Below are 14,256 nucleotides of genomic sequence, written 5' to 3'. Positions count from 1 at the left end.
CGGATGCTGCGCCGCTCACGCGAGCGCACCCGTCCGGTGGGCGTCGACTCCGGTTCGAGGCGGGCGGGTGCCCCGCGAGCGCATCGCGTCGACGGCGGCACGGGCGGCGCCCGACAGCGCCGCGAACGCAATGGCCGCGGCGGCGATCGAGGCGCCCGCGGCGGTGGCGGCGTGCCACGACACGAGCAACCCCGCGAACACGGCGACGACGCCGAGGACGGCGGCGAGCAGCATCCGCGTGGGGATGCGCGTCGTCCACGCACTCGCCGCCACGGCGGGAGCCAGCAGCAACCCGACGACGAGCAGCGATCCGACGGCCTGGTACGAGGCGACCACGGCGAGGGTGACGAGCCCGACGAGTGCCGCCTGAGCGAGGCGGGGACGCAGCCCCAGCACCGACGCGATCCGGGGGTCGAGCGCGAGGGCGACGAGCGGGCGGTGGAATGCCGCGGCGACGATCAGGCCGACGACGGTCGCGCCCGCCAGCAGGGCCAGATCGATCGGTGCGATCGCGAGGATGTCACCGAAGAGGATCGACGTCGCATCGGTGGCGAAGCTGCCCGAGTGCGAGATGACGATCACTCCGAGGGCGAGCATCGCGACGAAGAGCAGACCGATGCTCGTGTCGTACGACAGCCTTCCTCGGCGCTGGACGGCGGCAATGCCGAGACTCATCGCGACGGCGCTGAGCGCCCCGCCCACGAGCACCGGGGCCCCGAGCACGGTCGCGACGGCGACGCCGGGCAGCATGCCGTGGGCGAGCGCCTCTCCGAGGAACGCCATGCCGCGCGCGATCACCCACGTGCCGACGACGCCGCAGAGGATCGCGACGAGAGCACCGCCGGCGAAGGCGCGCTGCACGAAGTCGAGGGCGAAGGGCGCGAAGAGCGCGTCGGTCGGGAGAGTCACGAGACACGACCGTAGCTTTACTGAGAACGATTCTCAAACTCATATGATGGAGGCGTGCCCCTCTCCCCCACCCTCACCGAACCCGTCGCCCGACTGCGCGCCGTGCACGTCGACTTCGGCGGGCGCGAAGCCCTCTGCCACGTCGACCTCGACATCGCCCCCGCCGCGATCACGGCGATCGCGGGGCCGAACGGCGCGGGTAAATCCACGCTGATCGAGGTGCTCGCGGGCACCCGCCCACCGTCGTCCGGCGAGCGCACCGTTCGGGGCACCATGGCTTTCGTCCCGCAGCGCACGGCGGCGTCCGACCGACTGCCGGTATCGGTCCGCGACGTCGTCGCGGTGGGCACCTGGGGCGCGCTCGGCCCCTGGCGCAGACCGGATGCGGCGGCCCGCGCGGCCATCGACGAAGCCCTGCGGCGGCTCGCGATCGAGGGCCTGTCGCAGCATCCGTTCGTCTCGCTCTCGGGAGGGCAGCGCCAGCGGGCGCTGCTCGCACAGGGCCTCGCGCGCGGCGCCGATCTGGTGCTGCTCGACGAGCCGACCACCGGCCTCGACGCGGAGAGCGGCCGACTCATCCGCGCCGCCATGCGCTCGGAGGCCGACCGCGGCGCGGCGGTCGTGTGCGTCTCGCACGACCCGGCGGTGCTCGCCGCGGCCGACCGGGTGGTGCGCATGGACGCCGGTCGCATCGTCTGACCGCACCTAGCGGTTTCCGCACGCCACCGCAACGGCCGCCGTGCGCACCCGTGCACCCCGCACAATCGCAGCATGCACTTGCCGGACCTGCCCACCGAACCGATCGACATCGCCGAACTCATCGCCACCGAACAGCCGCGCTGAGTTCGCCCCCGTATCGAAGACCCCCGGCCGGGAGCCGGGGGTCTTCGTCGTTTCCTGGCGAGTGGGAGTGCGCCGCCCGATCCCGCGGGGCCCGTGCCTAGGCTGGGTCGGTGAAAGACTCCCGAGGACGCGTGTGGACCGGGGTTCTGCGCGTCGCACCCCACCAGGGTGACCACCGGGCCGCCCTCCGCGCGGCGGTCAGCATCGCCGTGCCCCTCCTCGTGCTCTGGGGTGTCGGGCGACTCGATCTCAGCATCTACGCAAGCTTCGGAGCCTTCGCCTCGCTCTACGGCCGCCACGATCCGTTCCGCGTCCGGATCCGCATGCAGGCGGGCGCCGGTGCCATGATGATCGCGGCGATGCTCTGCGGAACGGCGCTGTCGGTGATCGGCGCCCCCGCGGCCGTCAGCGTCGTCGTCGTGGCGGTCATCGCCTCCGCGGTGACGCTCCTCAGCTACGCGCTGAGATGGCACCCACCGGGCGCCCTGTTCCCGGTGTTCGCCACCGGCGCCTGCGCCACCATCCCCGCCGGCGCGTCGTCGTTCGTCTCGGTGCTGGGGGTCGCCGGGCTCAGCGTGCTGTTCTCGCTCGCCGTCACCTCGGCCGTCGCGCTCGCCCTTCGCCGCACACCCGTCACGGGCGGGAGGCAACGCCAGACCGTGGGCGCGGTCGCGTGGGAGATGACGCTCACCGTCGGCATCGCCACGCTCGCGGCCGGGATCGCCGCGCTCCTCATCGTGGGGTCGCACTGGTACTGGGCCATGGTCGGCGCCGTGGCCGCCGTGAGCGGGGCCCGCACGTCGGCGCGTGTGATCCGCGGCATCCAGCGCCTTCTCGGAACGCTGCTCGGCGTGCTCGTCGCCGCCGCCGTGCTCGGTCTCGCGCTGCCCCCGCTCGCGGTGATCGCGATCGTGGTGCTGCTGCAGACCGCAGCCGAGCTGTTCATCGGTCGCAACTACGGCATCGCGATGGTGTTCGTGACCCCGCTGGCCCTGCTCATGGTCTCGCTCGCGTCGCCGACACCCGCCGACGCGCTTCTTCGCGACCGCGTGGTCGACACGATCATCGGCGTCGCGATCGGAACGGTGGTCGCCGTCGTGTCGGCTGCGCTCCGTCGGGCGCACGGGAGCAGCACCGCGCCCGCTTGACGCCGGGCCCGCGCCCGGGCAGGTTGGGGAGACCATGCGCACTCCCCTCCTCACCGCGACCTGTGTCGTCGCGCTCGCGCTCTCGCTCGCCGGGTGCACGGTTCCCGCCCAGGTGAGGCCGACGGCGAGTGCGTCTCCGGCGGCCACGGCGCCCGAGCCCGAGGTGACACAGGATGCGACGCCCGCCGTGATCTCGAGCTACGCGGCCCTGCCGTGGCAGGCGTTCAACGCGCTGCCCTCCCAGGACCGGCTGCAATACGTCGACTACCGCATCGGCAGCAGCCGGGACGAGCACGCGCAGCTGCTCGGTGCGGGGCGTCCGGGCTTCGTGGCACCGTCGCCGAGCAGCAACCCGCAGCAGATCGTCGACCACTTCGTCTACGTGCTCGACGAGGCGGACTACCAGTTCCGCATCGACCCGAAAACGGGCGCGCAACTGCACGACGCAACCGAGGGCATCAAGTACCTCAGCGGGGCGTTCCTGCGGGTGGAGGGCGAGGGCCTGTCGACCATCTTCGACGCCGAACTCCAGGCGCACCGCAGCGCCGCCACCGGACCGCCGTACACGACCGACACGCGTTTCACCGCGACGGCTTACGCCGCGAAGACGGTCGAATCCAACGGCACACTCATCAACTACCAGGACATCACCTTCACCACCGACGACGGCAGCGAGTACGTCGGCCGGTGGGTGCTCATCCCCTTCGTCGGCGTCGACGGCACCGAGAAATCGACGTGGCTGCTCGATCAGACCTACTTCCCCGACCAGCCGATCGAGGACTACTAGGTCGTCAGTGCGCCGCGTCGGCGGGCGCGCGTCGACGGCCGATGCGGGAGATGCCCGTGACGACCGCGACGATGAGAAGGCCGACGGCGAGGCCGAAGACCGCAGAGAGCGCGGTGTCGACGATCCACAGCACGACCGCGCCCGCGGCCTCGATCGTGTGCGTGATCGCGTGGACCACGTCGTAAGGCCCGTGCCAGAAGGTCTCGGCGAGGTTCGCGATGAGGAGGTGGCCGCCGACCCACAGCATCGCGACCGTGCCGATGACGCTGATGACGCGGAAGACCGCGGGCATGGCCGCGACGACGCGTGCGCCGGCACGACGGACGCCCCGAGCGGGGCTCTTCATGAGCCGGAGCCCGATGTCGTCGATCTTGACGAGGAGGGCGACGGCGCCGTAGACGAGCAGCGTCATTCCGAGGCCGATGACGACGAGCGCTCCGAGCGTCATCCACGTGCCGAAGCCGGGATCGAGGCTCGAGAGCGCGATGAGCATGATCTCGGTGCTGAGGATGAGGTCGGTGCGCACCGCGCCGAGCACGAGCTTCTTCTCGTCGCGGGGGCCGTCGTCGGCGTGGCCGTGTGAGACCCCGAACCACTCGAGCACCTTCTCCGCGCCCTCGAAGCAGAGGAACCCGCCGCCGATGATGAGCAGGAACGGGAGCACCCACGGCGCGAAGGCCGACAGCAGCAGCGCGATCGGGATGATGATGACGAATTTGTTGATGAGGCTGCCGAGAGCGATCTTCCAGACCACGGGCAGCTCACGGGCCGGCGTGATGCCCTGCACATACTGCGGCGTCACGGCGGCGTCGTCGATGACCACGCCCGCCGTCTTCGCACTCGCTTTCAGTGCCGCGGTCAGGATGTCATCGACGACGGCGAGCAATCCGACCGACATGTGCGCTTCTCCTCATGCTGCGTTCGCACGGACTGTGCGGCTGCTCACCGAGGGTACCGGCCGTCGGGTCATGCGCAGCATCCGGCCTGCCGCACCGACCCCGCCGCTGCGTCCGGTCGACGACGAAGGGCACCCACGAGGGGTGCCCTTGTTCGTTCGGTGGGCTGTTCGCGTATCTCATCTGGCCGCGTCTTTCTGCAGGTCTCGGAGGTCTTCGCCTGTGGGAATCCCCTGCGGCCGGGGCGCTAATCCCCTGGCCGCTACCTGAGTTGTACGCGGCGAATGTTCGCGAACGCTGTCCACGTCTGCGAGGACTGGGTCCTCGCAGACGCTGCCGCGACGAACGGCGCGGGGCCGTTCGAGCACGACGTGGTTGCCTTCGCCCGGGAGGGACGCCAACTGGCGTCGGTCTTCGGGTGTCCAGCCGTTTAGGCTCTCCGCACTGCCTGCGGCGAGCATGAGGTGATTGACGGATGCGTTGTAGTCGCGGTCCAGGACCGCTCCGCACGACGCGCACCGCCAGTCGCGGACCCGCGTGGGCCGCTTCGGCCCCTTCGTTCCGCAGTGCGAGCAGGTGCGTGTGCCGGCGAAGTAGCGTGGCGCCTCGATGAGGGTGGTGCCGCGCTTCTCGGCCGCCAGCGCGACCTCTCTTGTGATTGTTGCAAAGGCGGTGTCGAGCACCGACTTTGCGTGTGCGTCCTGGACCATCTCCCGTACGCCCAGGGTCTCCACAACGACGACTTGGTTCTCGCTCGTCAGTTGCGCAGCCATTTGGCGGGCGAAGTCCGTCCGCAGGTTCTTGAGCCGGGTGTGCAGCAGCGCCCTCTTGCGCTGCGTCCGCTTCCGGTTGTTGCTCCCACGGGTCTTGCGGGAGAGTTCTTGGTCGAGTGCCGCGAGCCGCTTCTCCGCCTGGCGGTACGACTGCGGACCCGTTCGCTTCTCGTGGGTGTCGTCACGCTCAGCGCGCAGCGTCATGACCTTCGCGCGGGTCTTGTCGCTGTACACGAGCGCGATGTCTTCGGTGCCGATGTCGACACCGGCCGCGCGCCCCTCGTGAACGGGCGGTCGCGCGGGCTCGACGGGTACCTGGACGGTGAACGTCGCCCACCAGCGCCCGTCGGTTTCACGAGTGACGGTGACGGCGGATGGTGCCGACGGCAGCGGCCGGTGCCAGCGCACGCGCACGAGACCGACCTTCACGAGATAGAGGCGACCGCCGCCCTTGAGGCTGTTCTGCCATCCGCCGCGGATGGTGTGCGAGTACTCATCGAACCGCGCGGTCTGCCGTGCCGCCTTGCGCTTCATCCTGGGATAGCCGACCGATGCCCCTTGCGCTTGCCGGTCTGTGACGCGAAGAAGTTGTCGAACGCGACGGTCGCGTTCTTCACCGATGCAGCGAGGACGTGCGCCGGCACGTCGGCGAGCCAGGGTGTTTCCGGGGCCGTGCGCGCCTCAGACACCAGACTCCACCCGACGGCGTAGGAGGGGTGCGGTCGGCCTCCCTGGTACTCGCTGTCGGCCAGACGAACGTAGTCGTTGTAGACCCGACGACAGCAGCCGAACACCCGAGTGAGAGTCTTCTCGACCCGCGGGGTGACGTAGATGCGGTACCTGAACCCGCGCGTCACCGTCGCGCCAGTCGGTGCGGGCCCCCGGCGACCCTGAGCACGCTCACGAGCATCCGCCGCATTCCATGCGCGACACGCCTGACACCGGCACGCCCAGTACCCGTACCCGCGCGCAGTACCGTGCTCTTCCTCGGGCATGAGCGAGATGTCTGGCTTGGTTCGTGCGACGGGCTTCCTGCCCGCGTTGGCGGTGCGATAGGCGTGCTTGCAGCGGCGACACCGGCAGCCCCACTCCGTGTACCCCGTCGGTTTCCCATGCGCGGACTCCGGCATCACGCCCGCCCGCTTGCGCGCACGACGCTCAGCCCTCTCTGCGGCGTTCGCCGCCTTGCACTCGTCGCACGACGGGCGGCAGTACCGGTACGCGCGGGCAGTTCCGTGCTCGTACCCAGCAGGCAGCGTCGGGGTCATGCCCCCTCTATGCGCGAAGTCGTCGGGCTCCATGCACTTTATGTACGCGGCGGTCCCGCGCATGCTGATTGGCTGCTGTTCGATGCGTCGCGGACGCGACGCATCTCCCCTCTCTCAAGGGTTGGCTACTGGTCCTCGCCCCAGGCTGCGACCATCTCTGTGTAGACGTCGACCATCTGTGCCACGCGAGTGTCGGTGCTCGCACCACCGGGAGCAGCAGCCTGGGCAAACTGCCATAGCGCGAGTCGAAGTTCTTGCGAGGGGGTCTTCGGGAGCGGCCCGACCATCTCGTGCTCGTAGACCGCGAGGACTCGCGAGGCGTAGCGACTCTTCTGCAGCCTATGGAGGGGCCCGGCCAGCAGTAGAAGCACGATACCGAGGACGAGCACCCACCAAACGTCGTTGAGTACCTGAAACGACCCGATGACGCTGAGCACCGTGCCACCGATGGCGAACACCCAGCTCAGCAACATCAGCACGAGCCCGCCAACGTCGACAGGAGTCGGGTGCGGCGGCGGAGTCCTGCCCAGCCGCTGGTAGTCGCCCGAACCGAAGTACTCGATTGCCTCGGTCAACGCGGGCGAGGCGGCTGCGGCGGCCTCTAGCGTCTGCACGGATGCCTGCATCTCATGTCTGACCGCGGCCCGTTGGGCCGCGCCGCGGGTCGCGGTGACTGCAATCGCGATGACGCCCCAGACGATAACGCTCACCCATGACGCCCCGTTGAATGCCTGTATGACTGCGACGACCGTCGTTGCCCACGCGACGACGCTCGCAACGCCAAGAATCGCGACGAGAAGGCCCAACTCACTCCAAACTTCGAGGTCCACTGCGACCACCGCAAGTGGCGCCTAGTGGCACGCGACTCGTCGGCGTTTGCTGGGGTGACGAACTGATGTAGAGGAAGTCCTGTGGCGAGCGGCGACGTCAGGCAACGCGCTTCGGTTTCAACGGCTTGAGGTTCGTTGGCGTGGGGAGCGCAGCGGCGGGGGCGGGTTCGCGGGACCAAAGGTCTTCGTCGTCCCAACCGGAGGTCATTCCCATGCCCTGCATCTGGTCGAGTAGTTCCGAACTCGGGAACTTCCGAAGCTGAGTGCGCAGCGTTCGGTGCCAGTTCAATGAGGAGTCGTAGGTTCCGAGGGCGTATGCGAGTACTGCCAGGTGCGGGTAGACCTTATCTCGGTCCCGAACACTCCCGAGGTGAGCAAGGAGCTCAGGGCGCAGGAGTACGCCCGGGGGAATCACGGCCAGCCGGTGGGTGAGGTTCCGATTCCAGAGGCGATTGTGGTGCGCCGCGTGGTTGCGAATGAGGTTGAGACCTTGCAGCCAGCCGTGCAGCTGACGACCGTCGGTGACACCGAATCGGCGTGATATCTCGTTCTGGTCGCTGCGCTTGAGGAGGCCGTACAGGCGGGTCAGCGCACCGAAGTCGAACACCTCGACCGCTATCCAGACGGGAAGGTCGTCGTCACTGTACTTCGCGTCGAAGTGGCGAATGAAGTCCTCGCCGCCGGCTCGACTGACAAGCGAGTCGTAGGTTGCGCACCAGTACTCGTACATGTCCGAATACTTTTCGCGATGACGTTGGGGAGCAGGTTTGGCCGCAGCCTGCTCGTCGAGGTCGTCGCGGGTGACATGCGCGCGAGGGCTGCGACGCCCGAGCGTGTGCGCCAGCTGAAACCTCAGCGCGAGCTCGAGGTGAGTAAGACCGTCGAAGGCGAACCCGCGCAACTTTGCATCGAATCCTGCGAGTGCCATTCCATCAGAGAGTTGGGCGCCGTCGACATACTCATCGGCGCGGAACTGATGGTCGGTGTCACGGTGCTCACCGGGGAGCAGCAGGCGGCGCATCGGATAGGTGTAGGCCGTGAGCCTGTAGTAGCCGACGTCATGAAGCGCCTTCATGGCTTCGTCCGCTGGGCCGCAATCAAGCCCCTTGGAAGTCAGGTGATGAACCTGACTCTGAAGGTTGAGGAACGGCTTGTCGTAGGAGACCACTGGTCAATCCTGGCAAAGAAAACTGGCCCTTACCGTGAGGACGACGGAGCGTCTCTCGGAAGAGGGGCCAGTGTGTATGAGTACTACCCTAGACGGCGCCCCCGACATTGCGCAACAAGGTCTGCAAAACATTCGGCTATATGTTCGAGCCCTGAGGCCCTGTCTCATGAGGTGGTTTAGAAGCTCTGCACGCCCATCTTCTTGGCGATACCTCTGACCGACTTGGCGAGGTGATGGACTCCGTGGGTGTCCAACCACAGGGCGCCGGCGAGGTACTGAGGGTCTAGTTCGAACGTGTCTGAGAGGCGGGCGCCAAGCGAATCGTCATAGGTGACGACGGCTGTGTAGATGACCGGGTCCTGGTCCGCGATGTCACTCGTGAACTCCATGGCGAGTGTCACGTCCATGCCCGGCGGCATGGTGGGGAGCCCTCGCGTGAAGACCCGCGCGTCCATGAAGCTCATCCCGGGCGTTCCTCTGGCCCATTCGTGGGCGGGCGTCAGCGCGACCTTGATGTTCTTGGCTGCTGTATGGCCCGTGTTCTTGATGTGAAGTTCGATTGTCGACCGAGTTTCCTTGTCGACCTCAACCCAGACGGAGACGTACGGTCGCGCCTGCTCCTGCGCCAGCAGGCGCGTCTGGCGGACCTGCCAGATGACGAACGCCGCGGCGACAAGCGCGACCAAGACTGCCGCGGCCGCGCGAAGTGCGCCCACCATGGCCCAGGTCGTGTCTGGAGTCCACTCCCACTTGCTCACGATGCGCTCGCCGGAACCGCATCATCTGACTCGATAACGGTGTCCCACACACCGACTCGTCCCTGCAATGTCTGTGTCGGGTCCTCCTCGGCGTAGCGGAGGCTCGCGTTCTCGAACTGCCGGAACTGGTGGATGGCGAAGTTCATGTGTTGCGCGTTGAACACGCCGATGCTGGCGAGCATCTCGAAATCGGCGATGGTGAGCCCTGTGACGCGTTCGAACAGCGCCGGGTCCAGCGATGTAATGACGTCGACGAGCGCGCTCTCGCGGTGGTCGGTGAGGTACATGAACACCGGAACACGCGCGATGAACTTCTGCAGCTTCTCGCGAATCTCCTTGCGTTTGCTCGCGTTCTCCTTCGACGTTCGCTTGTCGTCATCGCCGAGCGGTTCGCCCTTCTCAGCCTTCTCCCGCTTGGTCGCCTTGAGCTTCTGGTTCGTGGTGATGACCTTGCTCACGTCAGTGGTGAGGTTGCGGAAGTCCTCGATTTGCTCCAGGGAGGCGAGGAGGTCCGGGCTGTCGAGCAGCTTCTGCAGAGTCGTGTCGTTGACATCGACCAGAAGCGGTGAGTTCCAGCGCTGCGCGAGGGCGGTCGCTCCGATGCCAGCGGATGCCCAGTTGAGTACCTCGGTCGCGTCGAGCTGGTCCATCCGGGCGCCATCGAACGCGAAAATCGGGAGGTAGTTGATGAGCTCGCCCAGCACCTTTTCGGGCACGTCCTTCTCGCTGTTGGCGAGTTTCGTGCCGTACTCCGCGAGCAGGCTGAGCGCCCGGTTCGGGTCGAACTCGAAGACGTAGCAGGTCGGCTTCACGACCTCTCGCGGCTCGCCCGCGCGAGTGACGGCCCACGGAGACTGCACGCGGAACGCGGCCTGGAAGTACGACTCCGGACTCTTCAGGCTTCTGAGCATGAAGATGGCGGACCACTGCTTGATGGTCACACCGGTCATGAGCTTCCCGCACGAGAGGGTGATGGAACCCGCGCTACCGTCGCGCTCCGCTTTCGCGATGGCGTCCTCGACGGGCTTCTTCGCTTTCGCTCCCTGACCGGCACGAGTGCCCGCAGCGACGTGGATGACGTAGTCCTTGAAGTACGGATGAGTCTCCAGGAGGTCTTTCATCGCGTAGCAGGCAGCGACGTCGTCCATGTACCAGACGGTGTGGCGGATGCCGGCGGAGAATCGGGCGGACTCGTACGGGAAGGGCGGCTTCTGCCCAGCGATGATGTGAGTCTTCTGCTGGTCGGACAGCTTCCCGCGCAGCATCTCGAGGAACTCGAGAACCCGGTCTTTGTCCTTGAACTCGTAGTCGTTCTTGCCAGCTCCGTCGACCTTGCGGGCACGGAAGTACTCGTTGAGGGAGAACCCGTTGAACTCGCCGTCGTCAGCCCACTGCTCAGCGGCGGCGCCCATCCGGTAGGTGTACATCTCCATCCGCGGCAGCTCGAGGTAGGGGTTCTCCTGTTCGGGGTCGTCCCAGCCCTCCTTCTCCCGCTGCTCGTCGATGTACGTCCAGTTGAAGACCTGGTCTTCGGTGAACTCGCCATTCGTGATTGCGCGGAACGGGGTGCCCGAGAGATAGAGGTAGTGCTTGGCTTTCAGACCGAAGTCCTGCTCGACGATGTCGTCCTCGGGCGCTTCCTCCTCGGCGAGCGCCTTCTCGGTCGGGTCGTAAAGGTCGCGCGCTGTCTGGCGCCACGCGCCGAAGTGGTACTCGTCAATGACGATGGCGTCCCAGTCGACGAGGTGAATCGTCTCGTTGTGCTTCTTAATGCGCCCGTCGGACGTCTTTCCCTTGAGGTCCTGGAACGACGCGAACCATACGAACGGGTCTGCGCCCGAAGCGATGCTGTCGGCATCATCGCTGTCAACGCCCCGGTCAATGAACTCCCAGTCGGCGAAGTCGACGTGCGAGGCGAGGTCGTCTTTCCACGCCGACTGCACTGCCGGCTTGTAGGTGAGCACGAGCACTCGCGACCAGTCCATGTCGGCGGCGAGCTTGTAGGTCGTGAACGTCTTCCCGAACCGCATCTTCGCGTTCCACAGGAAGTGAGACGGGCCGCTTTCGGCGGCGTGCTCACGGAAATAACCGGCCGTGATGTCCACGGCATCCTGCTGCTCCGGCCGAAGGCCGAAGTCCAGCACGCGCTTCACGTCATACGGCCGCCCCTGCCGGACCGCGACGATGGCCGCGCGCACCTCGTCGAGAGTGCCCTCGAACCACTCCTGGTCACGCCGAACGCCCGCGTCCGTGAGAACCTTGTGGACCTGAAGGTCGCGGAAGTAGGTGCCGTCCGGCTTGTCCGCCAACTCATCGAGCAGGATGTCCACGCCAGCGAGCCCGGGGAACATCGTTCCGGCCCACTGCTTGACGCGCTGCTTGCCCTCACCGAGGGTCGTGTCGCCGACCTTGATGCGCCCAGTTCCCGTGATGATGGTGCCGTTCACATCGCGGGTCCACTTGACGTCACGCCCGCCGTCAGCAGTCACCGCGTAGACGCGCTTCGGAACGGTCGGGTCGTTCGGGTTGACGCTCACTCCTCCACCGCCTCGCCGTTCGCCGGCATCTCGCGCACCTGCGACTCGATGAACGCGATTTCCTCTGCGTTGAGTCCATACCGCTCGTAAAGCTTCTCGTCCGTCCACTGACGGTCCATCGGCAGGTCAGGGATGAACGAGTAGACACCGCGCGCCGCGTCTTGTGTCGACTTCCGTAGCGACACGAGGAAGCGAGCGAATCGTGTCCGGAGATACGCCGCATACCACTCGGCCTCCGCGAACCCGTCGAAGCGGCCGGCAACAACGTAGCTCTCAGTGGAGGCGCTCTTGGGCGCGGCGACAATCGGCTTGCCCAGGAACTGAGTCTCAACCGCCGAGCTGGTGCCCTGTACACGCGTCATGAGCACTTTCCAGTTATCGACCCACGCATCGTTCTGCGGGATACTTGCCCGCTCCACCCAGGAGACCCGCTGCGAGCCATACAGCTTGACGGGCTCGGCCATGCCGTCCGGCTTCGGCGCCCCGTGGAAGAAGGTTCTGAGACCAAACGGCTTCGCGCTCGAAACGCGATTGTTCAGGGTGGGTTCGTTCTTCGCACGGACCTTCTCGAGGATAGACACGGCCTCGTTGCGTCGGACAAGGACGTCATACGCGTTGAGGTACCGCGCCACAGGCTCACCCACCGGCTTGCCGTCCCACATGGTCTGAATGCTGCAGGGCCCGTCGTAGTCCCGGCTCCAAAGGAAGTAGGAGACACCGCCACGAATCTTGACGCCAGGGAACCCGTCATACAGCTTGGGGTAGTCCACCAAGTTCTGCATGTGTCGGTCGTTGAGCATGCGGTCGCGATACTTGTCGAGGCCCTTGCCGCCGGCGAACCAGCGAGACGGCGTAATCATCAGCACATACCGCGGGTCCATGTCGATGGCTGCTTCGACGAAGTGCTGGTAAATCGGCGTTGCACTCGCGTTGTGCCCGCCGTCGTCGATTTGAAACGGCGGGTTTCCGACAATGACGTCGAACTTCATGTCTTTCAGCTCCTCGGTGGGGTAGGCCCCGTGGATGAACGAGTACGCGTGGTTCTCGCGTGAGTCGCCGCGCTCAAGGTCCTCGGGCGCGCCGCAGATGACGCAGCGCTCCTTCTTGAACGCGTGCTTTGCCGGTACGAACGGCACATTGCCGTCAGGACTCGCGAACTTGACGACGGACGTTTCCCCCGACGCGTCGCGCGAGTAGTAGAGGCTGCGCCGCGCAAGAAGTCCGGTCATCTCGGTGATGGAGGTGCCGTAAAGCATGTTGCGGAAGATGTGGTCGCGTCGCTTCTCAAAGTCCGGTTCCCATTCGGCGAGACCTGAGAGGAGGCGGGTGGCGACCTCACGCAGGAAGACCCCGGACTTCACGAACGGGTCGAGCCACTTCAGGTTCGGGTCACTCCATACCTCGTCGGGGAGGAGGTCGAGCATCTGGTTCGCGAACTTCGGAGGGGTGGGGACCTCGTCGTTCGAGAGTTGCGCGAGGCAGTCGAGGATGTCCGGGATGTGCCGTCGGGAGGTGGCGGTCATGCTCATCGAGTGGTCGCCTTCGCAGTCGTGGGGCCAGGGTTGGCGAGGAGGTCGCGGTAGTGCACAGGGGTCTCATCGACCGGTGCGAACATGGCGAACAGGCCTTCGTTGTGCGAGTCGAGGGTTGCCCACTCACGGGTGAAGGTGCCGCCCTTGCCTGCCTTGTAGTCGACGAAGGTGATGTCTGCCCGCTTACTCATGGTGTCGCCCAGGACGATGTTGGTCGTCAGGATGACGTCCACTGCGTCGGAAAACGCCGACGAAACGGCCTTGGTGTTCATGTCGTTGTCGATGTGGGAGTTGATGACGGCGCGCAGGCGGTCCCGGGATTCTTCGACGTTCTCGTCATTGATGTCAACGGCGTAGATGCTGGCGAGGGCGCGAAGAATGCGGTGCTCGTAGCGTTGCCCCATCCCGTAGCGCTCGGTGGTGACGAAAGCGAGCTTGCGCTGCAGAATCTCCTCAAGGAAGTTGCCCGAGCCGCATGCGGGCTCGAGGAACTTCCGGTCGGTGTTCCCCGGGTTCTCGGCCGTCGGGAACATGTCCGGGACGAGGTCGAGCATCGCGTTGACCTCGCGGTGGTGCGTGTACACCTCTGCCAGGTCCCGCACGCGCTCGCGGGACTTGATTTGCCCGCGATGGCCCTCGTTTGGCGCGCTGTTCATTGCTCGTCCTGTCTGTGTGAGCGTCGTCATCCATATCCCCTATGCGCGGGCGCTCCCCATCGCGTGCGACATCGCACTCTCCCGCTATCGCTTACCCTATGGCGCGCTACCGACAGTCAGCACTCGGCGACACCGTAGAGGCCGGGTCACG

Annotated in this window: 13 protein-coding genes; 3 read left to right on the top strand and 10 right to left on the bottom strand. The window is 66.4% G+C overall.

What is annotated here, in order from left to right; translation table 11 throughout:
- Nucleotides 1-15: 15 nt before the first annotated feature.
- Complete coding sequence (aztB, locus tag DEU34_RS03280) at nucleotides 16-909, bottom strand: zinc ABC transporter permease AztB (RefSeq protein ID WP_121148799.1); 894 nt, start codon at nucleotides 907-909, stop codon at nucleotides 16-18.
- A gap of 54 nt (nucleotides 910-963) precedes the next feature.
- Between aztB and aztA the strand changes: the two genes are divergently transcribed.
- The 3 genes from aztA (at nucleotide 964) to DEU34_RS03265 (ending at nucleotide 3,687) form a co-directional block, all read left to right on the top strand.
- Nucleotides 964-1,608: a zinc ABC transporter ATP-binding protein AztA gene (gene aztA, locus DEU34_RS03275; RefSeq protein WP_121148798.1), complete on the top strand. Its 645-nt coding sequence runs from the start codon at nucleotides 964-966 to the stop codon at nucleotides 1,606-1,608.
- 254 nt (nucleotides 1,609-1,862) lie between these two features.
- The gene (locus DEU34_RS03270) at nucleotides 1,863-2,900 is read left to right on the top strand and encodes an FUSC family protein (RefSeq protein ID WP_183042343.1); all 1,038 of its coding nucleotides are present in this window, start codon (nucleotides 1,863-1,865) and stop codon (nucleotides 2,898-2,900) included.
- 34 nt (nucleotides 2,901-2,934) lie between these two features.
- A complete protein-coding gene (locus DEU34_RS03265; protein ID WP_121148796.1) occupies nucleotides 2,935-3,687 on the top strand; it encodes a hypothetical protein in 753 nt (250 codons plus the stop codon).
- A gap of 4 nt (nucleotides 3,688-3,691) precedes the next feature.
- On the opposite strand, the gene DEU34_RS03260 is transcribed toward DEU34_RS03265, so the two are convergent.
- The 9 genes from DEU34_RS03260 to DEU34_RS03220 form a co-directional block, all read right to left on the bottom strand.
- Nucleotides 3,692-4,585 (bottom strand): DUF808 domain-containing protein, encoded by an 894-nt coding sequence (locus DEU34_RS03260; RefSeq protein ID WP_121148795.1) that lies wholly within the window; start codon nucleotides 4,583-4,585, stop codon nucleotides 3,692-3,694.
- Between the two features lie 177 nt (nucleotides 4,586-4,762).
- Nucleotides 4,763-5,890, bottom strand: a complete 1,128-nt coding sequence (locus tag DEU34_RS03255) for an RNA-guided endonuclease TnpB family protein (RefSeq protein ID WP_121148794.1) — start codon at nucleotides 5,888-5,890, stop codon at nucleotides 4,763-4,765.
- On the bottom strand, nucleotides 5,887-6,213 hold the full coding sequence (locus DEU34_RS16175) for a helix-turn-helix domain-containing protein (protein ID WP_183042342.1): 327 nt from the start codon (nucleotides 6,211-6,213) through the stop codon (nucleotides 5,887-5,889). The genes DEU34_RS03255 and DEU34_RS16175 overlap by 4 nt, the downstream gene beginning before the upstream one ends.
- Nucleotides 6,214-6,749: 536 nt before the next feature.
- Nucleotides 6,750-7,463, bottom strand: a complete 714-nt coding sequence (locus tag DEU34_RS03245) for a hypothetical protein (protein WP_121148792.1) — start codon at nucleotides 7,461-7,463, stop codon at nucleotides 6,750-6,752.
- 88 nt (nucleotides 7,464-7,551) lie between these two features.
- Nucleotides 7,552-8,622, bottom strand: a complete 1,071-nt coding sequence (locus tag DEU34_RS03240; protein ID WP_121148791.1) for an Abi family protein — start codon at nucleotides 8,620-8,622, stop codon at nucleotides 7,552-7,554.
- A 176-nt stretch (nucleotides 8,623-8,798) separates the two neighbouring features.
- Complete coding sequence (locus DEU34_RS03235) at nucleotides 8,799-9,380, bottom strand: hypothetical protein (RefSeq protein ID WP_121148790.1); 582 nt, start codon at nucleotides 9,378-9,380, stop codon at nucleotides 8,799-8,801.
- Nucleotides 9,377-11,917, bottom strand: coding sequence for a DEAD/DEAH box helicase (locus DEU34_RS03230; protein WP_121148789.1), 2,541 nt, complete (start codon nucleotides 11,915-11,917; stop codon nucleotides 9,377-9,379). Before DEU34_RS03230 ends, DEU34_RS03235 begins: the two co-directional genes overlap by 4 nt.
- Nucleotides 11,914-13,446, bottom strand: a complete 1,533-nt coding sequence (locus DEU34_RS03225) for an Eco57I restriction-modification methylase domain-containing protein (protein WP_121148788.1) — start codon at nucleotides 13,444-13,446, stop codon at nucleotides 11,914-11,916. Before DEU34_RS03225 ends, DEU34_RS03230 begins: the two co-directional genes overlap by 4 nt.
- The gene (locus DEU34_RS03220) at nucleotides 13,443-14,135 is read right to left on the bottom strand and encodes a hypothetical protein (protein WP_220659919.1); all 693 of its coding nucleotides are present in this window, start codon (nucleotides 14,133-14,135) and stop codon (nucleotides 13,443-13,445) included. The genes DEU34_RS03225 and DEU34_RS03220 overlap by 4 nt, the downstream gene beginning before the upstream one ends.
- Nucleotides 14,136-14,256 lie beyond the last annotated feature (121 nt).

The sequence above is a fragment of the Microbacterium sp. AG1240 genome, from assembly GCF_003635115.1.
GTDB lineage: Bacteria > Actinomycetota > Actinomycetes > Actinomycetales > Microbacteriaceae > Microbacterium.
The sequence above is the reverse complement of the archived record's forward strand: the minus strand, read 5'-3'. Positions and strand labels throughout refer to the sequence as shown.